Raw genomic sequence first — 23,174 nt, forward strand, 5'->3', positions numbered from 1 at the left:
TGGCGTGGTCCCGGTCACTGTGCCGCCGCTTCGACCTTCTTGGCGAACTCCTCGTAATTCAGTTCCTGCGCCACCTGCTCCTTGTTGTTGAAGCGGAAGGTGGGGGTGCCATCGATCTTGTACTGCGCCTGCGCACGGTCTTCTTCATCCATGATGGCGTGACGCAGCTTGTCGTCATGGATGGTCTGCTGGAACGTGTCGGCCGACATGCCGGCAAGTGCCGCCATCTTCTGGATCTGTTCCTCGGGGTTCACGTCCTTGCCAAATGCCCAGCGGTCCTGGCTGGACAGCAGGGCCAGCACGAAGGGCTCATAGCGTTCGGGCGGCAGGGCGCGGGCGACCATGGATGCGGTCAGAGCCACCTGATCCAGCGGGAAATCACGGAAAATGTAGTACACGCGCCCCGTATCGACCAGCTTGGTGCGGATTTCGGGGAACACTTCGGCGGCGAAGCGCGCGCAGTGCGTGCAGGTCAGGGAGAACCATTCCTCGACATGCACCTTGGCCTGCGGGTTGCCCACCGCGCGGATCGACAGGCGCGGGTCGGCGTCCTGCGCCATGGCCCTGCCGGACAGCAGGCCGCCGCCAGTAATAAGCGCGGGGGCAAGGGCAAGCAGGGTGCGGCGTTTGATGGGCATCACGGGTCACTCTCCGGTATGGGACTGGATGGGGATAAAACCCCGGCGCGGCGAGTGTAAAGAGGCGACGGGCGCGCGTAAATCCATTCCACGCGCCATGGCGCGCCCGCATGGCGCGGGCGTGCCGTGATGGTCAGGCGGCGGGCGGCGCCTCACGTGGCGGCAGGCGCACGCGCACATGGCGGATATGGCGGGCATCCGCATCAAGGATGCGGAAAACCATGCCGCTTTCGTGGGTTACGACTTCGCCGCGTGTCGGGACGTGACCGGCCAGACGGAAAACCAGTCCGCCCACGGTCTCGATCTCGGCCTCACGTTCCTCCCGCGTCAGGATTGGACCAACCTTTTCCTCAAACGCCGCGACGGGGGTGCGGGCGTCCACCTCCAGCGTGCCGTCCGGCCTTTCGCGTATCATGTTGGCCGCAGGCTCATCATGTTCGTCCGAAATATCGCCCACGATGGTTTCGATCAGGTCCTCGATGGTGACCAGGCCGTCGATGCCGCCATATTCGTCAATCACCAGCGCCAGATGGACATGGCGGACGCGCATCTGCAGCAGCAGGTCCAGCACCGGCAGCTGGGGTGCGACCATAAGCGGCTGGCGCAGCAGGGGTTCCATGCGGAAGGCTTCGGACGTGCCGACATAGGCGATCAGGTCCTTCACATGGATCATGCCCACGATGTCATCCAGCTGGTCGCGATAGACCGGCATGCGGGAATGGTTTTCCCGTCGCATCATGGCCAGTGCCTCGTCCAGGCTGATATCGACGGGCATGGCCACGATGTCGGCGCGCGGGATCATTACGTCATCCGCCGTGATCCCGCGCAGGCGCAGCACGTTGGCCAGCAGGGCGCGTTCCTGTCGGTCCAGTTCGGACGACCGGGGGTCGGCTTCATCCCCCGCCGCGTCATCGGCTTCCTTGACCAGCGCGGCAATGGAATGGCGCAGTCCCTGTTCGCCACGTTTGCGGCTGAACAGCGACAGGAATCCCTTGCCGCGCGACCCGGACGGAGGTTCCGCGCCCGCGTCACTGCCATTCCGGCTCATGACCGTACCCCCCGCGTGGTGGCCATGCGGCCGGATTTCCATGGATTGGCGATGCCAAGCCCGGACAGGGTGCGGGCTTCCAGCATCTCCATTTCCCGTGCCTCGCCGGGATGATGGTGGTCATACCCGGCCAGGTGCAGGACGCCATGGATGACAAGGTGGGCGAGGTGGGCGGCCATCGTGCGGCCCGCCGCGCGGGCCTCGCGCGCCACCGTCTCGAACGCGATGATGATGTCACCGCCCCATATGCCGCCACCCGCATGGGCCGGGGCGTATTCGAATGTCAGGACATTGGTGGGTTTGTTCCGACCGCGATGGCGCCAGTTCATGCCGGCCACCGTGCGGTCATCGGCCAGTACGACCGTTACCGGCCCATGGCATCCCGTGGCCTGCAGCGCGGCGTCCACGGCGCGCGCCACCAGCCGCGCCGGGTTGGGGACGGCGCGGTTCCAGCGCCGGTCCGCCACGGTTATGTCGGGGCCGTCCAATCCGGCCGGAAGGACGGGCGCACCGGCCCGTCCCGCTGCATCCGCGACCCCGCCGGAATGGGCGGGGCCTGTGCTACTTCGAGGTTTCATCGTTCTCCTGCTGCGACCGGGCGCGGTGGGGACGGTGCTGTGCCCCGGCGCGCTGGTCGTATGCCTCCACTATACGCGCCACCAGCGGGTGGCGCACCACGTCACGCGATTCAAATCGCATCATGCCGATCCCGGGCAGGCCGTCCAGCGTCTCGACGGCTTCCCTCAGGCCGGATGTCACGCCACGCGGCAGGTCAACCTGGCTCAGGTCGCCGGTAATGACCATGCGCGTGCCTTCCCCCATGCGGGTCAGGAACATCTTCATCTGGGCGGGGGTTGTATTCTGCGCCTCGTCCAGAATCACAAAACAGTGCGCCAGCGTCCGCCCGCGCATGAACGCAAGCGGCGCCACCTCGATTTCCCCCGTGCCCATGCGCCGGATCACCTGATCCCCCGGCATCATGTCATGCAGCGCATCATAGAGCGGGCGCAGATAGGGATCGATCTTTTCCTTCAGGTCACCGGGCAGGAAGCCCAGCCGTTCGCCCGCTTCGACCGCGGGCCGCGACAGGACGATCCGGTCCACCTGTCCCGCCTGCAGCATGGCCACCGCCTGCGCTACCGCAAGGTAGGTCTTGCCCGTGCCGGCGGGGCCAAGGCCAAACACCATTTCCTGTCGCGCCAGCATGTCCATGTACTGCCCCTGTCCCACGGAACGCGGGGCGATGGGGCCACGGCGGGTCATGATGGTGGGCAGGTCCGCAAGGGATGGGCGGGCGGGGGCAACAGGGGGGCTGGCATTGGTCATGGCGGGCATATCCGTTGTTGCGGCGGATGGGGCGGACAGGGCATGGGCCGCGATGCGGATGGCGGTGTCCACGGTTGCGGTATCCACGACCTGCCCCGCGCGGGCGCGGCGGTACAGTTCGGTCAGCGTGCCCTGTGCAAGGCCCACCCGTGCGGCCGTGCCCGTAATGGCGATACGGTTGCCACGGCAGGCCAGCCGGACATCAAATCCACGTTCAAGATGCAGGAGATGACGGTCGTGATCCCCCACAAGCTGCGCCAGAAGCGCATTATCCTCAAACTGCAGGGTCACGGTGCGGTCATTCGCCGCAGCCGTGCCATGGGGGGGAGGACGCCGCCCGCCACCGCGACGGGGGGCGTGGAGCGTGGATTGTGTCTGTTCTCTCAAGCCCTGTCTGTCTCCTCTGTCAGGACACCGCCCAGCGAGTTGGTGTAACGGTGGCGGATATCCACGTTGGCGATACGCCCGATCAGGCTGTCCGGCCCATCCACGTTCACGGCCTGCAGCCACGGGCTTTTCCCCGAAACCTGTCCCGGCTTGCGCCCGCGCCCGGTAAACAGGACGGGGGCGGTCACGCCCACCGTCGCATCATTGAATGCATCCTGTTGTACGCGCAGCACGGCCTGAAGTTCCTGCAGGCGGGCATCCTTCACGTCCTCGGCAACATGCATGGCGGCCCCTGCCGCGGGCGTGCCGGGGCGGGACGAGTATTTGAAGGAATAGGCCTGCGCGAAGCCGATATCGTTGATCAGGCGCATCGTATCGGCAAAGTCGGCATCCGTCTCGCCGGGGTGGCCCACGATGAAGTCGGATGACAGCGCAAGGTCGGGCCGCGCATCGCGCAGGCGGCCCACCAGCGCGCGGTATTCATCCGCCGTATGTCCCCGGTTCATGGCCGCCAGCACCCGGTCGGACCCGGACTGCACCGGCAGGTGCAGGAACGGCATGAGCTGGGGCAGGTCGCGATGGGCGGCGATCAGATCGTCCTCCATGTCGCGCGGGTGCGACGTGGTGTAGCGGATGCGTTCGATCCCCACCTCATCGGCCAGCACGCGCGCCAGGCGCGCCAGCCCCCATGTACGCCCGTCGGGGCCATCACCATGATAGGCGTTGACGTTCTGGCCCAGCAGGGTGATCTCGCGCACGCCTGCCGCCACCAGACGTCGTGCTTCCGCGATCACGGCCTGTGCGGGGCGGCTGCTTTCGGCCCCGCGCGTATAGGGCACGACGCAGAAGGAACAGAACTTGTCACAGCCTTCCTGAATGGTCAGGAAGGCTGCCCCCCCGACCGGGGCTTCGCGGTCGGCGGGCAGGAAGTCGAATTTCTGCTCGACGGGGAAATCCGTCTCGATCACCGCACCCGCCGCGCGCGCCGCGCGCGCGACCATTTCGGGTAGGCGGTGATAGGTCTGCGGCCCCAGCACAATGTCGACATACGGCGCGCGAGCCAGGATCTCGCCGCCTTCCGCCTGCGCGACACAGCCCGCCACGGCCAGAACCGTGCCTTCGCCGCGTTCGGCGCGGGCTTCCTTGACCTTGCGCAGGCGGCCGAGTTCGGAAAACACTTTTTCCGCCGCCCGGTCGCGGATATGACATGTGTTGAGGATGATCATGTCCGCATCATCCGGCGTGCCCACGGCGCGATAGCCCAGCGGGCGCAGCACGTCCGACATCCGCTCGCTGTCATACACGTTCATCTGGCAGCCCCATGTTATGACATGAAGCCCCCGTGTCGCGGACGATGTGCTGGATTGCGGCTGGGCCACACCGGAAGGGGGAGACAGGCTGTTCACGGGTCAGGTATCCTCGGGCATCATCGCGGGCGGTTGCCCGCACAACGGGCGCAACACATCGGTGTACAGGTGCGCGCGGTCAAGTGCCTTGCCGTTGATAATAAGCCAAGGAACAAATGGTCTGCCCATCAACGCTCCCGGTCCGCATCATGGTGGGGTGCCGGGCGCGGCAACCCCTTCCTGCCGATATCGATCATGCCCGCCGGAATCGGGGGTATGTCAAGAAAGGATTGAGGGGATGGAGACAGTTTGCAACATGACCCGCGCCTTTTGGGCACCTATATGACATATTTGGAACTTATTAAGGTGGCGACGTTAATATCGGTTTGATCATGCATGCCGGGAATGGCAGTTATCACACAGTGGGAAACTGAACACACGCAGGACAGGAACAGGGGCGGCACCGTTTGACAGGATTGCGTCATTCCCGTCTGGCACGCCGCCTTCATGCGCGTGTCCGGCGCAGTGCCGGTTATGTAAGCCTGTGTGCAGCCATGACAGCCCTCGGGCCATGGGTTCCCGCCGCCATGGCGGCCGACCCGCAGGAATACACCACCACCCTGCGCCCGACCGGCAATGCAGACCTTGATGATGCGCTGCGGGCGTCATCGGACCTGCTGTCGCTGCAGAAAACACAGGCCGTCAGCCCCTTTGCGCTGACGGGGCGCATCCATAACGACTATTCCCGGCTGATCAGCGCGCTGGAAAGCTACGGCTTCTATGCGGGCGGCATCACCATGACCGTGACCGATGGCGGCGGCAAATCCGGCGCACCCATTGCAGGCAGCCATGACGGGCGTGATCCCGACCTGCCGGAATGGATGCAGTCCATCCCGGCGGGGCACAGGGCGCAGATCACCATCAGCGCCCGGCCCGGCGTGGCGTTCCGCATCGGCGTCGTGACGCTGAACCCGGACAAGGGCGATCCACCCGTTCACCTGAATGCGGATGAAATCAGGGCATTCGCCATGAAGCCCGGCATGCCCGCGCAGGCGGAAAGCGTGCTGGCCGCCGGCGTCACGCTCCAGACCGCCCTGACGGAGGAAGGATACGCGCTGGCCAGTGTCAGCAAGCCGCAGGCATGGCTGCGGCCCGACACGCATACGCTCGACGTCGCCTATACCGTCCATCGCGGGCCGGTGGTCAATCTGGGCGCGTTCGACTTCGCGGGGCTGCAGCGCACGCACCCGGCCTATATCGCGCGCAGGCTGACCATCGCACCGGGAGAGCTGTACCAGCCATCACGCATTGAACGCGCCCGGCAGGACATCGCCTCCACCGGGCTGTTTTCCGATGTGCAGGTGAACCATGGCGACACGCTGGCATCCGATGGGTCCATGCCGCTTGATTTTTCCTTCCGGGAGGGCAAGCGGCACAGCGTGGGCGCCGAAGGCGGCTATTCCACCGACCTTGGTGGCCGCGCGGGTGTGACATGGACGCATAACAACCTGTTCGGCAATGCCGAGCGGCTGCGGCTGACGGCGCTGATCACCGGGCTTGGCGGCTCGGCCGAGCAGGGGCTGGGCTATGACTTCTATGCCGACCTGCTGAAGCCCGATTTCGGGTCGCGCAACCAGAACATGAGCGCGCGCCTCGAAGGCATCAAGCAGGAACTCTATTCCTACCGGCAGACCGCGCTGCTGGCGCGCATCGGCATCGTCCGGCGCGTCAACCGCCACTGGAACGTGTCCTTTGGCGGGCAGATCGAGCAGGAACAAATCCAGCAGATGCGCACGAACAACAGCTATTTCATCGCATCCCTGCCGCTTTCGGCCAATTATGACGGCACGGGGGTGGACAACCCCATCACCCCCGCAACCCATGGGGTGCGGCTGGGGGCCAGCATCACGCCATCGGCGTCGCTGACGGATGGCACGTCGTTCTTCGCGATCATGCAGGCCACGGTCTCCACCTATTTCGACCTGAAGGCCCTGGGCCTGTCGCGGCCCGGCCGCAGCGTGCTGGCGTGGCGCGGCACCATTGGCAATGTGGAAGGGGCGTCGACCTTCGCCATTCCGCCCGACCAGCGGCTGTATGCCGGTGGCTCCGCCACGGTGCGCGGCTTCCGCTATCAGGGCGTGGGACCGCAGTTCGCCAATACGCGCTATGCCATTGGTGGCACGTCCATGGATGCGGGGTCGTTTGAATACCGCCAGCGCATCATGCAGAAATTCGGCGCGGTGGGCTTTATCGACGCGGGCCAGGTCACGGCGGGCCGGACGCCGTTCCAGGGCACGGTGCGCGTGGGCGCGGGTGCGGGGGCACGCTATTACACGCCCATCGGGCCGGTGCGGCTGGACGTGGCCGTGCCGCTCAACCGGCCCGCGCGCGGCGACAAGTGGGAACTGTATGTGGGGCTGGGGGAAACGTTCTGATGTCTGATACGACCATCCCCCCCACGCCGCGCGGCCCGGCCCGGCGCGTCCTGCGCGCGACCGCCTTTGCCGTGGGCATTCCAGTGGGGCTGGTGGCCGTGGCGCTGGGCATGGTGCTGGTGGCCGCTAATACCGGGGCGGGCCAGCATGAAATCGAGCGGCGCCTGCCGGGGCTGACCGGCGGTAGCGTGCACCTGTCTGGGCTGGGGGGGCGTTTTCCCGATGCGCTGCATGTCCGGCATCTGGAACTGGATGATTATAAAGGCGCGTGGCTGTCGATTGATGACCTGCAACTGGACTGGTCGCCGCTGCGGCTGCTGACGCGGCGCGCGGTCATCAGCAACCTGTCCATGGCGCGCCTGTCCATCCCGCGGCTGAGCGAGGATGATCCCGCCCATCCGTCAAAGCCGGAAAAGGACACGTCAGGCAGCATCCACATGGGGGTCGATATCCGCGCGGTGCATGTGGCGCGGATTGACGTCGGTGCTGCCATTGCCCGCGTGCCCGCGTCCTTCAGCCTCAATGGTCATGCCAGCCTTGATGACATCGCCCCGGTGCTGGACCATTTTTCCATCGCCACCCTGCCGCCCGCCGATATCGCGCTGGACCTGAAGCGGCTGGACCAGCCCGGTGCGCTGTCGCTGGCCACGCGGCTGGACCGCACCAATGTCGCGCTGGACCTGCATGCGCATGAGGAAGCGGGCGGGTTCGCCACAACGCTGAGTGGCCTGTCCGCCCTGGCGCCCATGGACCTGTCGCTGGGGCTGCATGGCCCGCGTGACGCCACCCGCCTTGCGCTGACTGCCACCGCCGGGGCCATCCACCTGCAGGCGGGTGGCCAGGTCGGGCTGGTCACGCATCACATGACGCTGGATGTATCGGGCAAAAGCGACCCTGTGACGATCAGCGGCGCGAACTGGCAGGGCATAAGCCTTGCCGCCCATGTGGGCGGCACGGTGGACCGGCCCACCGGCAATGGCACGCTGGATATCGATCGCCTGACCTATAACGACGCCGGTTTCACATCCCTGCACATGGTGGCTGACGGGCTGAGCGCGCAGGCGGGCGGGCAGGAGGAGCACGCCGCCCTCCATACCACCGTGACCGGACTGCGCATTCCCGGCAGCCAGCCCACGCTGTTCGCATCCGACCCGCTGCGGCTGGATGTGCTGTGGCGGCCCGATGCGGCCGGTGGGCCGGTGGCGCTGTCGCTGTCGCATCCGCTGGCGCAACTGACCGGGCAGGTCACGACGGCCCGGCCCATGGCCGCGACCTTTCATGCCGACCTGCCCGACCTTGCCGCGCTGGCGGCGGCGGGGGGTACGCAACTGCATGGCCATGCCGGGCTGGATGGCAATATCACACTCCCCACGGCGCAGCAGGCGGGGCCGTTCGCGCTGGACAGCCATATCGTGCTGGATGGCGGCCTGCCCATGGCGGTTGGCCTGATCGGGGACACCGGACACCTGAATATCGCAGGCACCATCGCCAGCGGGCCGGGCAGGGGGAATACGGTCACCTTTACCTCCCTGCTGGCGGAGGGACGGACCCTTCACCTTGATGCGACGCCTACCCGGCTGGTGACGGGGGAGCCGATGCAGGTTGATGCCACGGCGCATCTTGCCCTGTCGGACCTGCATGTGCTGGCCCCCACGCTGAAAGGGCAGGCACAGGCCGACCTGCATGCCGCCGGGCCGGTCAATGACCTTGCGGCCAGCCTGAAGGCGCAGGCCAGCATGGCGGCCAGCAACACGGCGGCGGGCAATGTGCAGGCCAGCCTGACCATGCAGCACCTGCCACAGGTCAGGGAAGGGGCGCTGGATATATCGGGTACGGTGGACCGCGCGCCGGTTCAGGTCACGGCCCGTCTGGACAGCAATGCCGATGAAAGCCGTCACCTGCAGCTTTCGCATCTGAACTGGAAAAGCCTGACGGGGCTTGCGGACATGACGCTGCCCAAGGGGCATGTGGTGCCGTCGGGCACGCTGGACCTGCACATGACGCGGCTGGCGGACCTGCACGATTTTACGGGACAGGACATGAGCGGCCACCTGTCCGCCAGCCTGCGCAGCACCAGTGCGACCGCGGATAGCCCCGCCGCCCTGAGCGTGAACGTGGACAGTGCGCTGAGTGCGGCCATGGCGCGCGTGGACCGGCTGGTGCTGAAGGGCAGGGTGCAGGACCCGACGGGGGACGCGCCGGTAACCGACCTCGACCTTGTGGTGGATAACGCGCATTTCCGCGACATGGGGGGACACGCGCATGTTACCGCGAAAGGGCCGTTCGCCGCGCTGAACGTGGTGGCGCAGTCGGGGCTGGATACGCCGTGGACGGGGCCTGCCACCATTGACGCGGCGGTGGTGTCCAACATTCCCGCAAGCTCGGTAAACGTGCGCCGGCTGGAAGCGCAGGCCCGGCGCGAGGTCATCCGGCTGGATGCCCCGGCCACCGTGACCTATGGCAGGGTAACCGCGATCGACCACCTGCGGATCAGCCTTGCCCCGCCGCAGGGGCAGCCGGGCAGTGTGGAGGTCAGCGGCAGGATCAGGCCCACGCTGGACCTGCATGCGGCCATCAGCCGCCTGTCCCCCGACCTGCTTGTCCCCTTCATCCCCACGCTGCATGCGCAGGGGACACTGTCGGCCGAAGCACGGCTGACCGGGACGCTCGATCATCCCTCCGGCCGGGTGACGCTGCAGGGGCGGGACCTGAAATACCACACCGATTATACATCGTCCCTGGCACCTGCATCGATGGAGGCCACGGCCAACCTGACAGCAGGCATGGCGCGGGTCGATGCGCAGATACGCGCGGGTACGCAGGTCAATCTGGGGCTGCACGGCACGGCCCCGGTCAACAGGGCGGGCCAGATCACGCTGCAGGCTGATGGCAATGTGGACCTTGCGGTGGCCAATGCCTATCTGGGCGCACAGGGCATGCAGGCGGGGGGCGCGCTGCAGGTCGCGCTGGGCGTGCGTGGCACGCCACAGCAGCCACGCCTGAATGGCACGCTGAACCTGACCAATGGCGTATTCCATGATTACGGGCAGGGCATACAGCTGTCCGCCATGCACGGCACGGTCGATGCCATGGGGGACCGGCTGGTCATAGCCGACCTGAACGCGCAGGCGGGCAAGGGCACCATCGGTGTCACCGGCAGTTACGGGGTGCTGGAACCCGGCCAGCCGATCGACCTGCATATCCATGCCGATAACGCCCGGCCGCTGGCCAGTGACCTTGTGACTGCGACCATAAACGGTGATCTGGGCGTAAAGGGCCAGCTTGCCAGCCGGATCGATGCAACAGGGGGCATCACGCTCAAGCGCGTGGATGTCAACATTCCGGACTCACTCCCGACATCGGTGGCGCATCTGGATGTCATCCGCCCCGAGGATGCGGAGACGCAGGAAAAGGTGGTCCATACCTCGCCACTGGTGATCGGGCTGAACCTGGACGTGCGTTCACCGGGGCAGTTCTATGTGCGCGGGCATGGGCTGAACACGGAAATGCACGGCAGCATCCATGCAGGGGGCACCACTGTGGCGCCGGTGGTGACGGGTGGGTTCTCGCTGGTCAAGGGCGGGTTTTCACTGGGTGGGATCTCGCTTGATTTCAGCAAGGGGCAGGTGGGCTTCAACGGCGTGGGTGTTACCCATGCAATCGACCCCACGCTGGATTTCGTGGCCGAGCGCAGCACGAATGACGGCACGGCCCGGCTGAATGTGGGCGGGTATGCCAGCGCGCCGAAAATCTCGTTTTCCTCCACGCCGCCATTGTCACAGGACCAGATCCTGGCCATCCTGCTGTTCGGGTCGGATACGCAGTCGCTTTCGCCCACGCAGATGGCGTCGATCGCGGCCGCCGTCGCGACGCTGAGTGGCGGTTCCGCCTTCGATCCGCTGGGCATGGTGCGCAAGACGCTGCATCTGGACAGGTTGCAGATGAGCAGTTCATCCAACGGGTCGGGCAGCAACGACACCGGTTCGATCGAGGCGGGGAAATACGTCATGCGCCGCGTCTATGTCGGCGCCAAGCAGGCGACATCGGGTTCGGGCACGCAGGCCCAGGTGCAGGTTGACCTGACCAAGCGGCTGAAGCTGAACACCACGGTGGGGACGGGCGGCAACGTGACTGGTTTCACCACGCCGGAAAATGATCCGGGCAGCAGCATCGGGCTGCTGTATCAGTTCAAGTACTGAGGGATGGCATAAGAGCCTGCCTGGAAACAAATCATTGATAAAAAATAAAAGTTTTCGGGTGCCACCTTTTTTTAAAAAGCTTCACCAGAAACGTCCTTTGATCTTGAAGTGATATCGTGAACTGACTTGTCAAACAGTCCTGGAATATGTCTCGGCCTGTTCGGTGCGGGGTAAATGCATTACGGTCCCGGCATGAATCCTCATGTTACGACCCGTGGCGGCCTGCTGCCCGTCATGCTGGCCATTGGCAGCGGCATGCTGGCGATGGGGGTGGCGCTGTCGGCCCTACCGCTGGAACTCCAGTCACGTTTCGCTTGCGGAACCACCATGGTCGGCCTGATCATGGGCATCCAGTCCGTCGCCACCGTGCTGTCGCGGCCGAAGGCCGGGCGGATGGCGGACCGGCTTGGCGGACGCAATACACTGCTGTGTGGGCTGCTGTGCACGGCGTGTTCCGCGCTGGCTTACAGCCTTGCGCTGGTGCCTGTCCTGTCACCGGGCCTGCAGCAGGCGATGATCGTGGCGGGACGGCTGGCCATGGGACTGGGCGAAGGGTTGATGGTTACAGGCGGCGGCGTCTGGGCCGTGACCAAGGTGGGCAGCGCGCGTGCGGGGGCCGCGATGTCATGGGTCGGTCTGGCCATCTTTGCCGGTCTGGGCATTGGAACCGCACTGGGTGACGAGATCGAGACCCATGCCGGTTTTGGCCCCCTGTGTCTTGTCGCCCTCGCCCTGCCGGTGGCGGGCATGGGGCTGACCGTGGTACTGCCCGCACCCGCGTTGCCGCGCGCTGGTGGCCAGACGGATGGGATGGCAGGTGACATACGGTGGAAACACCTGATCGGGCATACATGGGTGTGGGGGGTGACGCTGGGCCTGTCGGCGGTGGGGTTTGCCGCGATTTCGTCCTTTCTGGTCATTTTCTATGCGGCACAGGGCTGGCATGGCGGGGGCTGGGCGCTGGGGGCGTTTGGCGCGGGGCATGTCATTGCCCGCCTGGTCGGCAGCCGCCATGTTGATCGTGATGAAGTCAGGCCGATGGTGGTCGCCATCATGCTGGCCGAGGCGCTGGGCCTGGCCCTGATCTGGCTTGCGCCGGGACCGGCATGGGCCGTGGCGGGCAGCTTCCTGACGGGGCTGGGGTTTTCGCTGACCTATCCGCTGCTGGGGCTGCCGGTACTGCGGCAGGCACCACCCGCCGCGGCCGGGTCGGCCATCGGGCTGTTTGATGTTTTCTTTGATATTGCGGCAGGTATCGGCGCGGTGCTGTCCGGTGTGCTGTCCGGCATGGCGGGGCCACGCAGCCCCTTTGTCATGGCCATGGTGGCGGCGCTAGCAGGGTGCGTGGTCATGCTGGCGCGGCCGCAGGGCATGAAGGGAAATAAACGTGATCCATGATGACCGGGGTGGAACAGGGTTGTCCGTGCTGGCCCAGACCGCCTGCGCTGCCTGTGGCGGCTACGAAACGGGTTCAGGTTGCGTGGCTGCGGGCCTGATTGCGTAGCTGTGCCGGTCTTGCGCTGTTGATGGGCCTGTCATGGTCGTATCATGCTGTTCCACCCGGCGCATAGCGGGGGATGGGGCTGCCAGCCGCCCCATATCAGAACCGCCGGCACAGGGGCCGGCGGCATGGGGTTGGATGTGTATGGAAAAAGGCGGAATATTCAGGCCGCCTTCATGACCTCGGTCAGTTTTTCGAGGACTTCGGTCGGTTCCTTGCCTTCCAGCACGGCAACCTCGGCCACGAAGCGTTCCTGTGCCGCCTCGAACAGCTTGCGTTCGCTGAAGCTGCCATCCAGACTGTCCACGTTGCGGCGCAGGTCACGCAGCACTTCGGCAATCTGTACCAGATCGCCGGAATTGATCTTTTCCTGATAGGCGACCGCGCGGCGTGCCCACATGCCACGGCTGACATGCGGCTTGCCCTTGATGATGGCCATCGCCTTGTCCACGATTTCCCTTGATACGATCTTGCGCAGGCCCGACTTGCGCGCCTTGGACAGCGGGATGCGCAGCGTCATCTGGTTGCCGGGAAAGGAGATCTGGATCATTTCCAGCTTGGTGCCGGCGATTTCGTCAACGCCAATCCGGTCAACGCGGCCAACGCCATGCGCTGCATACACGATGGCGTCGCCCTCACGGAATGGATCTTCGTCTTTTACGGCCTTGCTGGACTTTGCTTCGGCTGCCGTGGCAGCTGCGGCCGTCCGTGCCATTGCATCGGTCACAGTGCCCTTCTGGGTGGTTCTGAACATGCTCATGCCACCCATATAGCATAAATCCGCCCTTCTGTCTTGATTCCTTCATATGGCATCGGGCAGGGTGAACCATCAGGCGCTGCGCATCATGCCTGTATGCCGCGCACGGGGGGCAGCGGCGGCGGCGCGGGCAGGCCGCAGGACTGCATCAGGTCGATTTCGATCGTGCGGGAAATGGTCAGCATCGGCATGCCATGCGGTGTCGCGCTGAAGGGGTCCTGCAGGTCGTTGCCGATCTTGTCCAGTGCGACGAACAGCAGTCCCACCAGCGATGACCCAAGCGGCGTGATCCACCCCAGCGTCTGCACCATCGACAGCGGCAGGATGATGCAGAACACCACCGCCACCACTTTCGGCAGGACCGAAAACTGGATGGCCAGCGGCGTGTTGCGGATACGTTCCAGCCCGCCCTGCGCGTTGCTCATGTCCGACAGGATTCGGTCGATCTGTCCCTGCAATGCGCCGTCAATGCCCAGCCTGCGTGATTCCGCGTCCACCCGCAGCCCGATTTCAAACAGGATGGCGGCGGGGATGTTCACCTTGCCCGCGATCCCGGCCTTCATGGAATCGGGCAGCAGGCGCATGATGTCGTCCGTCGCATCCAGCCGCCCCAGCGCGCCGCGCAGGGCATAGGGATAGGCCGCCATGGCACGGGCAAGGTCGGGGCACCCGCGCAGGATCGTGCCCGCCTGCCGGGCGAAGGACCGGCTGTTGTTGGTCACCGCCCCCCACAGGGTGCGCCCTTCCCACCAGCGGTTATAGGCGGTGTTGTTGCGGAAGCTCATGAACAGTACCAGCGCGGAACCGATCAGCGATATGGGCAGGGTGGGCTGTTCCATCCATTCCTGGTGGAAGATCTGGAACATCACCACCACCACCACGTCCCACGCGCACAGGAAAACCAGCGACAGCACACTTTCGCGAAGCAGGATCCACAAACCAATTCTACGATCAATGACCATGCAGGCATCCCGGTATATCTGGTGAAAATACGGGTATCCGTTTCCGGTCCCCTTCCGCCGCTTATCACATTGCATGGTGGTTGCGGGACCGCACATGGGCGGGTGGCATGTTTTGTCACTGAAAATATCGTCACCCCTGCATGGACGGCGTAACATTGACGCCAGTGCCGATGATGCCCTTAATCGTTGCGAAACAGGGGCGCGCCCATGGGGACGCCCCACGCATCAAAGGAAAGACCGGGTTCATGGACGTAAGGGCAGCCGTTGCCTTCGAGGCAGGTAAACCACTTGAAATCGAGACCGTGCAGCTGGAAGGCCCACGCGCGGGTGAGGTGCTGGTCGAGATCAAGGCGACGGGCCTGTGCCATACTGACAAGTTCACCCTGTCCGGCGCCGATCCGGAGGGACTGTTCCCCGCCATCCTTGGCCATGAAGGGGCCGGTGTGGTGGTGGAAGTCGGCGCGGGTGTGAAGCACCTGAAGCCCGGCGACCATGTCATCCCGCTCTACACCCCCGAATGCCGGGAATGTAAGTCCTGCCTGTCGCGCAAGACCAACCTGTGCACGGCCATCCGTTCAACGCAGGGCAAGGGCGTGATGCCCGACGGCACGTCGCGCTTTTCATTCAAGGGGCAGCCGATCCACCACTACATGGGCTGTTCCACCTTCGCCAACTACACGGTGCTGCCCGAAATCGCGCTGGCCAAGATCCGGCCCGACGCCCCGTTTGACAAGGTATTCTACATCGGCTGCGGTGTGACCACCGGCATCGGGGCCGTGCTGTTCACCGCCAAGGTCGAGACCGGCAGCACGGTGGCCGTGTTTGGCCTGGGCGGAATCGGGCTGAATGTCATTCAGGGTGCGAAAATGGTCGGGGCTGAACGGATCATCGGCGTCGACATCAATCCCGAGCGTGAAGCCATTGCCCGCAAATTCGGCATGACCGATTTCATCAACCCGAAGGATCTCGGCCCCAATGGCGACCTGGTCGGCCATATCGTGGAACTGACCGGCGGTGGCGTGGATTATTCCTTTGAATGCGTCGGCAACCCGACCCTCATGCGGCAGGCACTGGAATGCGCGCATCGCGGGTGGGGGGTATCCACCATCATCGGCGTTGCGGGGGCCGGTCAGGAAATCAGCACGCGGCCGTTCCAGCTTGTGACGGGGCGGCGGTGGATCGGCTCGGCCTTTGGTGGCGCGCGTGGCCGCACCGACGTGCCGCGCATCGTGGACTGGTTCATGGAAAACCGCATCGACATCGACAGCCTGATTACCCACAGGCTGCCGCTGGAGCGCATCAACGAAGGCTTTGACATGATGGCGAAGGGCGAGAGCATCCGCACGGTTGTCGAGTTCTGATCCATGGGCAGCATCACGACGCTTGAGGAACATGCGAGCTGTGGCGGGCGGATCGGCTTTTATAGCCACCCGTCCGAAAGCCTGGGGCTGGAGGCGCGCTTTGGCGTGTTCCTGCCCGAACGCGCGCTGGCGGGGGAGCGCGTGCCCGTGGTGCACGTGCTGGCTGGCCTGACCTGCACGCAGGAAACCTTCCTGATCAAGTCCAACGCCGTGCGTTTCGCGGCTCATCATGGCATCGCGCTGGTGGCGCCTGATACCTCGCCACGGGGTGCGGGTGTCGCGGGGGAAGGTGACGCTTATGACCTCGGCACGGGGGCGGGTTTCTATCTTGACGCGACAACGCCTGCATGGCGCGCGCATTACCGCATGGGTACCTATGTCAGTCACGAACTGCCCGAACTGACACAGGACGTGTTTGCCATTGATGGCGCGCGGCGTGGCATCATGGGCCATTCCATGGGCGGGCATGGTGCGCTGGTCCATGCCCTGCGCGCGCCGGATGCATGGAAATCGGTTTCGGCGTTTGCCCCGATCTGCCATCCCGCCGTCGTCCCATGGGGGGAGAAGGCATTTTCCACCTATCTTGGCCCCGATCGCGCCACATGGGCACGCCATGATGCAACGCTGCTGCTGGAAGCGGGTCATACCCACCCCACTGGAATCCTGGTGGATCAGGGGGAAGCCGACCAGTTCCTGCATGACCAGCTGAAACCCGAACTGCTGGCGGCGGCGGCCGGTGCGGCGGGGCAGGCCTTACGTCTGCGCATGCACCCGCGCTACGACCATTCCTACTGGTTCATCCAGTCATTTATTGCCGATCATATCGACCATCACGCCACGATCCTTAACGCGGTGTGATCTTGGGGAAAGCAGATCTGGCGTGCTGGTGCATGGCGATATGCGCTGGCCGCCCTGTCTGTGCTGTCTGTCGGGGCAGCACCCCTGATAAAAACAGAAGTTTTTGGTGAAGCTTTTTTTTAAAATCTTCAGGAAAACGCCGCCTGTTTGAAAAAAAGGCGGCACCCAAAAATTTCTACTGTTTTCAAATCGTCTTCAGGAACGGCAACGGGGGCATATCGCGATCGCCGGTGTCCGGTCAGTCACCCATCAGGTGCAGCACGATTTCGCGCCGGTGCGGGCGGGCACGATGTTCAAACAGGTACAGTCCCTGCCACATGCCCAGTACCGGACGACCATCGGCCACCGGAATGGAAAGCTGTGTATTGGTCAGCATGGCGCGCAGGTGGGCGGGCATGTCATCCGGGCCTTCATCATCATGGATGTAGCGCCCCGGCTGTTCGGGTACGAGGGTTTCGAAATACCGTTCGATATCCGTGCGCACCGTAGGATCAGCATTTTCCTGCACCACCAGCGATGCGGAGGTATGGCGGCACCATAGCGTCAGCAGGCCGGTCTCAATCCCGCTCTGCCCCACCCAGTCCAGCACGGGCCGGTCGATGGGGACCAGTCCCTTGCCCCGGGTCGTAACCTGCAGGGTGTGCAGTTCCTGCCGCATGGCGCCACCTTTCGTGCTTATTTCAGGAAGCCAATCAGGGTTTCCGCTTCCGATACAATGGGTTCGGCAATGGTGCGCGCCCGGTTCGCGCCATTGCGCAGCGTGTCGCACAGGAAACCGGGTTCCTTCAGCAGTCGTCCGGTTTCTTCGGCAATCGGGGCAATCGCCGCCACCAACACGTCGGTCAGCGCCGTCTTGAACGGTCCGAAACCCTGACCGCCAAACTGCGCCAGCACATCGGCCACCGTACGACCGGACAGTGTGGCGTAGATGGTAACCAGATTGCGTGCCTCGGGCCGGTTTTCAAGGCCGGATTCCTCAGATGGCAGGGGTTCGGAATCGGTCTTGGCGCGCTTGATCTTGTTGGCAATGGCGTCGGCGTCATCCGTCATCTCGATCCGGCTCTGGGCGGAGGGATCGGATTTGGACATTTTCTTGGTACCGTCACGCAGGCTCATCACACGGGCACCCTGCGGCGGGATCAGGGCTTCGACCTGCGGGAAGAATTCGGTCCCGTAATCGTGGTTGAATTTCTGCGCGATGTCGTTGGTCAGTTCCAGATGCTGCTTCTGGTCATCGCCCACCGGCACGACCGTGGCCTTGTATGCCATGATGTCGGCAGCCATGAGGTCAGGATAGACATACAGGCCGGCGGAATGTTTTTCCCGGTCCTTGCCCGCCTTGTCCTTGAACTGCGTCATGCGGTTGAGCCAGCCAATGCGCGCGACACAGTTGAAAATCCACCCCAGGCGCGCATGGGCGCTGACAGCGGACTGGTTGAACAGGATATGTTTGTGCACATCAATGCCCGACGCCAGCAGGACCGCCGTCTGTGCCAGGGTCTGCTGGCGCAGCACTGCGGGATCCTGCCACGTGGTGATGGCGTGCATGTCCACCAGGCAGAAGATACATTCATGATCACGCTGCAGCGCAACCCAGTTGCGTATTGCACCAAGGTAATTGCCAAGCTGCGGGATACCGGTCGGCTGAATGCCGGAAAATAGGCGTTGCATGAAGGTATTTTCCGTTTTTTTGCCCGTGCAGGTCAAGGTGCCGGGGGGTCAGGGCAGGGGATGAATGGCGTCAAGGCGGCGGCGTTCTTCCGCCACCATGGTGGTGGTCAGCGGGTGGGCGCGTTCGGCCGCCACTTCCTCGGGTGTGAAGACCGGGACGGGGCGGGTGTCGCCACGGGTCGCCAGATAGCTGAGGATGGAGGCGATTTCCGCATCCGACAGATGGGCGCGGAACGGCGGCATGGAGAAGTTGTAGCGCACGCCGTCAATCTGCAGCGGGCCATTCAGCCCGTTCAGCAGCACATGCATGAGGTACTGCTTGCCTTCCGGTGTCGCGGCTATTTTATCCACCCGACCGGACACGGGCGGGATCTCGCCCTTCATCCCTTTGCCGCCATGGTGGCAGATGCCGCAGTTGGTGCGGTAACGCGCGTACCCTTCCTGCCCATGGCGCGTGCACGCCGCCAGCAGTACAACGGTGGCCACCATGCAGCCCCCGCGCAGTACGGACGCCATGCGCCCGGTTCCAATACCCATGTCGGTTGTCCGGTTTCCTGTCCCGTTATGTCATGAAAAAAGGGCCATTCACCCGGCTGGGGTGAATGGCCCTGCATGCCTTAATGGCCGCCGGGGGAAACGCCCAGAAGCTGTATCTTGAAGATCAGCGGGCTGTCAGGCTGGATGATGCCCATGGATTTATGCCCGTAACCCAGTTCAGGCGGCACGTACAGCATCCATGTATCGCCTACATGCATCATGGGCACGGCTTCCTGCCAGCCCTTGATCACCATTTCCAGCGGCATCTGCATGTACGCGCCATGCCCGTGCTGGTCGGAACTGTCAAAGATGCCGCCATCGGGCAGGCGGCCTTCGTATATGACCATGACGCTGTCATTGATGGTGGGCTGCGCGCCGTCTTTCGGCCCGGATTTCAGGACCTTGTAGGCCAGTCCGTCCGGCAGGGTCTTGACGCCGGGCTGCTTGCGTACGTTGTCCATGAACTGTGCCGGGGTCAGTTCCGGCTGGTCATCCTTGTTTCCCCCGCATGCCGCAAGCGGCAGCGCCACCGCTGTGGCAAGGAGAAGGGGAATGACACGGGAAAAGCGTTTCATGACACCTCGGCAGGTTGTTGGAATGAACACGAAGGACCGGATGGGCGATTACAGCGCGCCGCCACGACGGCCGATCTTGGCCCCCAGGCGCAGCCGCAGCGCATTCAGGTTGATGAAGCCCTGCGCGTCGGCCTGGTTGTATGCGCCCTCGTCATCCTCGAAGGTGACGACGCGGGTGTCGTACAGGCTGTTGGGGCTTTCACGGCCCACGCAGATCACGTTACCCTTGTACAGCTTCAACCGCACGCGGCCGGTTACCGAATGCTGGCTCTGGTCAATCAGGGCCTGCAGCATGCGGCGCTCGGGGGAGAACCACAGCCCGTTGTAGATGATCTCGGCATAACGCGGCATCAGGCTGTCCTTGAGGTGCATGGCCTCGCGGTCAAGGGTGATGCTTTCGATGCTGCGATGCGCGGTCAGCAGGATCGTGCCGCCCGGCGTTTCATAAATGCCGCGCGACTTCATGCCGACAAAGCGGTTTTCCACCAGGTCAAGACGACCGATGCCGTTGTCACGGCCCAGTTCGTTCAGGCGCGTCAGCAGCGTTGCGGGCGACATGGCCACGCCATTGATTGCCACCGGGTCGCCCGATACGAAATCGATGGTGATTTCGGTCGCCTTGTCCGGTGCGGCTTCGGGGGAAATGGTGCGCTGGAACACGATTTCCTCGGGGCCTACCGCCGGGTCTTCCAGCAGCTTGCCTTCCGAGGAGGAATGCAGCAGGTTCGCATCGACCGAGAACGGGGCTTCCCCGCGCTTGTCCTTTGCGATGGGGATCTGGTGTTCCTCGGCAAAGGCCAGCAGGCGCGTGCGCGATGTCAGGTCCCATTCACGCCACGGCGCGATCACGGTGATGTCGGGCTTGAGCGCGTAATAGGCCAGTTCGAAACGGACCTGGTCGTTGCCCTTGCCGGTTGCGCCATGGGCCACGGCGTCGGCGCCGACCTGTTCAGCGATCTCGATCTGGCGCTGGGCGATCAGGGGGCGGGCGATGGATGTGCCCAGCAGGTACTGTCCCTCATACAGCGCGTTGGCGCGGAACATGGGGAAGACGAAATCCTTGACGAAGGTTTCGCGCAGGTCCTCGACAAAGATTTCCTTCACGCCAAACATTTCGGCCTTGCGGCGGGCGGGTTCCAGTTCCTCGCCCTGGCCAAGGTCGGCCGTGAAGGTCACGACCTCGCAGTTGTAGGTGGTCTGCAACCAACGCAGAATCACGGAAGTATCAAGACCGCCCGAATATGCGAGAACGACCTTTTTGACATCCCTGGCGGCCATGGGAGAACGCTCCTGTCGAGAAAACTTTGGACAACATTTTGCCGGGTGAACCGGCGGCATGTCCTCCTAGCATCCCACGGCGCGGGCGACCAGAAGATAAGGCCGGATTTTTATGCCCCGGCAGGGTCCGGCGTGGCGTCCGTCCGCTCCGCGCGGCGCAGGCGCTGGCTTTCCGTGCGCAACTGCCCGCACGCAGCCAGGATGTCGCGCCCGCGCGGCATGCGGATGGGGGAGGCAAAGCCCGCATCCATCACGATTTTCGCGAAACGGTCCAGCTGTTCACGCGTGGATGGCCGGTAGCTGCTGCCCGGCCATGGGTTGAACGGGATCAGGTTGACCTTGGCCGGGATGCCCGAAATCAGGCGCACCAGTTCACGTGCGTCGGCCTCGCTGTCATTGACGCCACGCAGCATGATGTATTCGAACGTGATGCGCCGCGCATTGCTGGCGGCGGGGTAGCGGCGGCAGGCGGCAATGACTTCCCTGATCGGGTATTTGCGGTTCAGCGGTACGATCTCGTCACGCAGGTCGTCGCGCACGGCATGCAGTGACACGGCCAGGTTGATACCCAGCTCCGCCCCGCACTGGTCCATCATTGGCACCACGCCCGACGTGGACAGCGTGATGCGCCGGCGCGACAGGCCAATGCCCTCGCCATCCATGATGATGCGCATGGCCTTGGCCACGTTGTCATAATTGTACAGCGGCTCGCCCATGCCCATCAGCACGATGGTGGACAGCAGGCGCGGGGTGTCGCCCTTCGGGCTGGGCCATTCGCCATAGCTGTCGCGCGCCGCCATGAACTGGCCTACGATTTCCGCGGCGCCAAGGTTGCGCACCAGCGCCTGCGTGCCGGTATGGCAGAAGGTGCATGACAGTGTGCAGCCCACCTGTGAGGAAATGCACACAGCCCCCCGGTCTTCCTGCCGGTCGGGGATGTACACGGTTTCGGCTTCCTGCCCGTCGCGGAAGCGGAACAGGAATTTGCGCGTGGAATCCTGCGATGTCTGCTCGGTCACCACGCCGGGGCGGCCGACGACAAAGCGTTCGGCCAGCTTTTCCTGCAGCGGACGGGCGATGGAACTCATGCGCGAGAAATCGGTCGCGCCCTGATGGTAGATCCAGTGCCACAGCTGCTTGGTGCGGAATGGCTTTTCACCAATCTCCACCATGATGTCCGTCAGTTCCTCACGCGACAGGCCCACAAGGTCGCGCCTGCCATCGGGCAGGGCGGCGGCAGGGGGAGCGAACTGCGCGGATTTCGCACGGATGCGCGTGCGTTCCTCGTCATTCAGAAGCGAGGCCGCCGTCCCGTCGCGTGACCGGGAAGGTGAGGGTGCAGGGGCTGCGGACATACCGGTGCTGCCTATGTTCGTCGTGTCATTTCAGAAAGGGGAAGGGCGTTGATGGCCGCTCTTTCGTGCCTGTGTAGCACAGGCGGGGCAGGGGATGCGACTGTCGATCAGCCGTCCTTGCGGGCCGCGATCAGGAATTCCCGGTTGCCTTCCGGCCCGGTGATGGGGCTGGGGTCGATGCCCAGCACGGTCCAGCCCGGCAGGCCAGACCACCATTCATGAATCATCTGGCACACGGCTTCATGCACGGCCGGGTCGCGCACGACGCCCTTGGCCCCCACCGCGTCGCGTCCGGCCTCGAACTGCGGTTTTATCAGCGCAATGGCCCATGCCCCCGGTACGCACAGATCCAGCCCCGCGGGCAGGACAGTGCGCAGGCCGATGAAACTGGCGTCACAGACCAGCGCCTGTATCGGGTCGGGAATGATGGTGCTGTCCAGCGCGCGGGCGTTGCATTTTTCCAGCACGACCACCTGTTCGGTATTGCTGCGCAGTTTCCAGGCCAGTTGTCCATGGCCGACATCGACGGCATAGACCTTTGCCGCCCCTTCATGCAGCAGCACATCGGTAAAGCCACCGGTTGATGCGCCAACATCCAGGCAGGTCAGGCCCGAAGGCGACAGGCCAAAGTGCTTCAGCCCGTGCGCCAGCTTGATCCCGCCACGCGACACCCACGGGTGGTCCTGTCCCTTCAGGGTCAGGGGTGTGTCCTCGGCAATCTGCTCCCCGGCCTTGTCAATGCGCCGGTCGGGCGTGTGGACCAGACCAGCCATGATAAGTGCCTGCGCACGGGTGCGGCTTTCCACCATGCCCCGGTCCACCAGCATCTGATCGACGCGACGTTTTGCCATGCGCGGTGCCTGTTCCCCTGTGCGCTCAGGCCATCTGGCGCGAATGCGGCACGCCCAGGGCGGACAGCGCGGTGGCGACAATGGCGGGC

General features: G+C 64.4%; 21 protein-coding genes. 6 read left to right on the plus strand and 15 right to left on the minus strand.

The window, feature by feature from the left end:
• Positions 1 to 14: 14 nt before the first annotated feature.
• On the minus strand, positions 15 to 638 hold the full coding sequence (locus tag AC1RQ9_RS05185; protein WP_485985847.1) for a thioredoxin domain-containing protein: 624 nt from the start codon (positions 636 to 638) through the stop codon (positions 15 to 17).
• On the opposite strand from AC1RQ9_RS05185, the gene AC1RQ9_RS05190 reads away from it, so the two are divergent.
• Positions 631 to 768: a hypothetical protein gene (locus AC1RQ9_RS05190; RefSeq protein WP_485985849.1), complete on the plus strand. Its 138-nt coding sequence runs from the start codon at positions 631 to 633 to the stop codon at positions 766 to 768. The two genes, AC1RQ9_RS05185 and AC1RQ9_RS05190, sit on opposite strands and share 8 nt — an antisense overlap.
• A 3-nt stretch (positions 769 to 771) precedes the next feature.
• Here the strand turns inward: AC1RQ9_RS05190 and AC1RQ9_RS05195 are convergent, their stop codons facing one another.
• From AC1RQ9_RS05195 to AC1RQ9_RS05215, 5 genes are all read right to left on the minus strand, one after another.
• Positions 772 to 1,686: a hemolysin family protein gene (locus AC1RQ9_RS05195; protein WP_193732149.1), complete on the minus strand. Its 915-nt coding sequence runs from the start codon at positions 1,684 to 1,686 to the stop codon at positions 772 to 774.
• Positions 1,683 to 2,264: an rRNA maturation RNase YbeY gene (ybeY, locus tag AC1RQ9_RS05200; protein WP_485985851.1), complete on the minus strand. Its 582-nt coding sequence runs from the start codon at positions 2,262 to 2,264 to the stop codon at positions 1,683 to 1,685. Before ybeY ends, AC1RQ9_RS05195 begins: the two co-directional genes overlap by 4 nt.
• On the minus strand, positions 2,248 to 3,303 hold the full coding sequence (locus tag AC1RQ9_RS05205) for a PhoH family protein (protein WP_019085959.1): 1,056 nt from the start codon (positions 3,301 to 3,303) through the stop codon (positions 2,248 to 2,250). The genes ybeY and AC1RQ9_RS05205 overlap by 17 nt, the downstream gene beginning before the upstream one ends.
• Positions 3,304 to 3,395: 92 nt before the next feature.
• Positions 3,396 to 4,805, minus strand: coding sequence for a tRNA (N6-isopentenyl adenosine(37)-C2)-methylthiotransferase MiaB (gene miaB / locus AC1RQ9_RS05210; RefSeq protein ID WP_485985852.1), 1,410 nt, complete (start codon positions 4,803 to 4,805; stop codon positions 3,396 to 3,398).
• Between the two features lie 3 nt (positions 4,806 to 4,808).
• On the minus strand, positions 4,809 to 4,934 hold the full coding sequence (locus tag AC1RQ9_RS05215; protein WP_256431440.1) for a hypothetical protein: 126 nt from the start codon (positions 4,932 to 4,934) through the stop codon (positions 4,809 to 4,811).
• Positions 4,935 to 5,221: 287 nt separating this feature from the next.
• Between AC1RQ9_RS05215 and AC1RQ9_RS05220 the strand changes: the two genes are divergently transcribed.
• From AC1RQ9_RS05220 to AC1RQ9_RS05230, 3 genes are all read left to right on the plus strand, one after another.
• The gene (locus tag AC1RQ9_RS05220) at positions 5,222 to 7,180 is read left to right on the plus strand and encodes an autotransporter assembly complex protein TamA (RefSeq protein WP_019085957.1); all 1,959 of its coding nucleotides are present in this window, start codon (positions 5,222 to 5,224) and stop codon (positions 7,178 to 7,180) included.
• Positions 7,180 to 11,379, plus strand: coding sequence for a translocation/assembly module TamB domain-containing protein (locus AC1RQ9_RS05225; protein ID WP_485985854.1), 4,200 nt, complete (start codon positions 7,180 to 7,182; stop codon positions 11,377 to 11,379). Before AC1RQ9_RS05220 ends, AC1RQ9_RS05225 begins: the two co-directional genes overlap by 1 nt.
• A 192-nt stretch (positions 11,380 to 11,571) precedes the next feature.
• Positions 11,572 to 12,777 (plus strand): MFS transporter, encoded by a 1,206-nt coding sequence (locus AC1RQ9_RS05230; protein WP_485985855.1) that lies wholly within the window; start codon positions 11,572 to 11,574, stop codon positions 12,775 to 12,777.
• 266 nt (positions 12,778 to 13,043) lie between these two features.
• Here AC1RQ9_RS05230 and AC1RQ9_RS05235 read toward each other — a convergent pair whose 3' ends face one another.
• The gene (locus AC1RQ9_RS05235; RefSeq protein ID WP_026018640.1) at positions 13,044 to 13,640 is read right to left on the minus strand and encodes a CarD family transcriptional regulator; all 597 of its coding nucleotides are present in this window, start codon (positions 13,638 to 13,640) and stop codon (positions 13,044 to 13,046) included.
• 83 nt (positions 13,641 to 13,723) lie between these two features.
• Positions 13,724 to 14,599, minus strand: a complete 876-nt coding sequence (locus tag AC1RQ9_RS05240; protein ID WP_193732141.1) for a bestrophin family protein — start codon at positions 14,597 to 14,599, stop codon at positions 13,724 to 13,726.
• Between the two features lie 245 nt (positions 14,600 to 14,844).
• On the opposite strand from AC1RQ9_RS05240, the gene AC1RQ9_RS05245 reads away from it, so the two are divergent.
• The gene (locus AC1RQ9_RS05245) at positions 14,845 to 15,960 is read left to right on the plus strand and encodes an S-(hydroxymethyl)glutathione dehydrogenase/class III alcohol dehydrogenase (RefSeq protein WP_026018638.1); all 1,116 of its coding nucleotides are present in this window, start codon (positions 14,845 to 14,847) and stop codon (positions 15,958 to 15,960) included.
• Between the two features lie 3 nt (positions 15,961 to 15,963).
• Positions 15,964 to 16,818, plus strand: coding sequence for an S-formylglutathione hydrolase (gene fghA / locus AC1RQ9_RS05250; RefSeq protein ID WP_019085951.1), 855 nt, complete (start codon positions 15,964 to 15,966; stop codon positions 16,816 to 16,818).
• A 238-nt stretch (positions 16,819 to 17,056) separates the two neighbouring features.
• On the opposite strand, the gene AC1RQ9_RS05255 is transcribed toward fghA, so the two are convergent.
• From AC1RQ9_RS05255 to AC1RQ9_RS05285, 7 genes are all read right to left on the minus strand, one after another.
• On the minus strand, positions 17,057 to 17,476 hold the full coding sequence (locus tag AC1RQ9_RS05255; protein ID WP_019085950.1) for a secondary thiamine-phosphate synthase enzyme YjbQ: 420 nt from the start codon (positions 17,474 to 17,476) through the stop codon (positions 17,057 to 17,059).
• Between the two features lie 17 nt (positions 17,477 to 17,493).
• Positions 17,494 to 18,489, minus strand: a complete 996-nt coding sequence (gene trpS, locus AC1RQ9_RS05260) for a tryptophan--tRNA ligase (RefSeq protein ID WP_193732139.1) — start codon at positions 18,487 to 18,489, stop codon at positions 17,494 to 17,496.
• 48 nt (positions 18,490 to 18,537) lie between these two features.
• The gene (locus AC1RQ9_RS05265; protein WP_485985856.1) at positions 18,538 to 19,026 is read right to left on the minus strand and encodes a c-type cytochrome; all 489 of its coding nucleotides are present in this window, start codon (positions 19,024 to 19,026) and stop codon (positions 18,538 to 18,540) included.
• 80 nt (positions 19,027 to 19,106) lie between these two features.
• Positions 19,107 to 19,601, minus strand: coding sequence for an FKBP-type peptidyl-prolyl cis-trans isomerase (locus tag AC1RQ9_RS05270; RefSeq protein ID WP_193732137.1), 495 nt, complete (start codon positions 19,599 to 19,601; stop codon positions 19,107 to 19,109).
• Between the two features lie 48 nt (positions 19,602 to 19,649).
• Positions 19,650 to 20,879: an argininosuccinate synthase gene (locus AC1RQ9_RS05275; protein WP_007400432.1), complete on the minus strand. Its 1,230-nt coding sequence runs from the start codon at positions 20,877 to 20,879 to the stop codon at positions 19,650 to 19,652.
• 110 nt (positions 20,880 to 20,989) lie between these two features.
• Complete coding sequence (gene rlmN, locus AC1RQ9_RS05280; protein ID WP_193732136.1) at positions 20,990 to 22,234, minus strand: dual-specificity RNA methyltransferase RlmN; 1,245 nt, start codon at positions 22,232 to 22,234, stop codon at positions 20,990 to 20,992.
• 107 nt (positions 22,235 to 22,341) lie between these two features.
• Entirely contained in the window at positions 22,342 to 23,085 is a 744-nt protein-coding gene (locus AC1RQ9_RS05285) for a TlyA family RNA methyltransferase (RefSeq protein WP_019085945.1), read from the minus strand.
• Positions 23,086 to 23,174 lie beyond the last annotated feature (89 nt).

The organism is Komagataeibacter ossonobensis (assembly GCF_057359305.1).

Bases quoted from the DNA above. Each gene is read 5' to 3' on its own strand.
- AC1RQ9_RS05190 (WP_485985849.1), top strand. From the start codon at position 631: ATGGGCATCACGGGTCACTCTCCGGTATGGGACTGGATGGGGATAAAA.
- AC1RQ9_RS05185 (WP_485985847.1), bottom strand. From the start codon at position 638: ATGCCCATCAAACGCCGCACCCTGCTTGCCCTTGCCCCCGCGCTTATT.
- AC1RQ9_RS05195 (WP_193732149.1), bottom strand. From the start codon at position 1,686: ATGAGCCGGAATGGCAGTGACGCGGGCGCGGAACCTCCGTCCGGGTCG.
- ybeY (WP_485985851.1), bottom strand. From the start codon at position 2,264: ATGAAACCTCGAAGTAGCACAGGCCCCGCCCATTCCGGCGGGGTCGCG.
- AC1RQ9_RS05215 (WP_256431440.1), bottom strand. From the start codon at position 4,934: ATGGGCAGACCATTTGTTCCTTGGCTTATTATCAACGGCAAGGCACTT.
- AC1RQ9_RS05225 (WP_485985854.1), top strand. From the start codon at position 7,180: ATGTCTGATACGACCATCCCCCCCACGCCGCGCGGCCCGGCCCGGCGC.
- AC1RQ9_RS05230 (WP_485985855.1), top strand. From the start codon at position 11,572: ATGAATCCTCATGTTACGACCCGTGGCGGCCTGCTGCCCGTCATGCTG.
- AC1RQ9_RS05235 (WP_026018640.1), bottom strand. From the start codon at position 13,640: ATGAGCATGTTCAGAACCACCCAGAAGGGCACTGTGACCGATGCAATG.
- AC1RQ9_RS05240 (WP_193732141.1), bottom strand. From the start codon at position 14,599: ATGGTCATTGATCGTAGAATTGGTTTGTGGATCCTGCTTCGCGAAAGT.
- AC1RQ9_RS05245 (WP_026018638.1), top strand. From the start codon at position 14,845: ATGGACGTAAGGGCAGCCGTTGCCTTCGAGGCAGGTAAACCACTTGAA.
- fghA (WP_019085951.1), top strand. From the start codon at position 15,964: ATGGGCAGCATCACGACGCTTGAGGAACATGCGAGCTGTGGCGGGCGG.
- AC1RQ9_RS05255 (WP_019085950.1), bottom strand. From the start codon at position 17,476: ATGCGGCAGGAACTGCACACCCTGCAGGTTACGACCCGGGGCAAGGGA.
- trpS (WP_193732139.1), bottom strand. From the start codon at position 18,489: ATGCAACGCCTATTTTCCGGCATTCAGCCGACCGGTATCCCGCAGCTT.
- AC1RQ9_RS05265 (WP_485985856.1), bottom strand. From the start codon at position 19,026: ATGGGTATTGGAACCGGGCGCATGGCGTCCGTACTGCGCGGGGGCTGC.
- AC1RQ9_RS05270 (WP_193732137.1), bottom strand. From the start codon at position 19,601: ATGAAACGCTTTTCCCGTGTCATTCCCCTTCTCCTTGCCACAGCGGTG.
- AC1RQ9_RS05275 (WP_007400432.1), bottom strand. From the start codon at position 20,879: ATGGCCGCCAGGGATGTCAAAAAGGTCGTTCTCGCATATTCGGGCGGT.
- rlmN (WP_193732136.1), bottom strand. From the start codon at position 22,234: ATGTCCGCAGCCCCTGCACCCTCACCTTCCCGGTCACGCGACGGGACG.
- AC1RQ9_RS05285 (WP_019085945.1), bottom strand. From the start codon at position 23,085: ATGGCAAAACGTCGCGTCGATCAGATGCTGGTGGACCGGGGCATGGTG.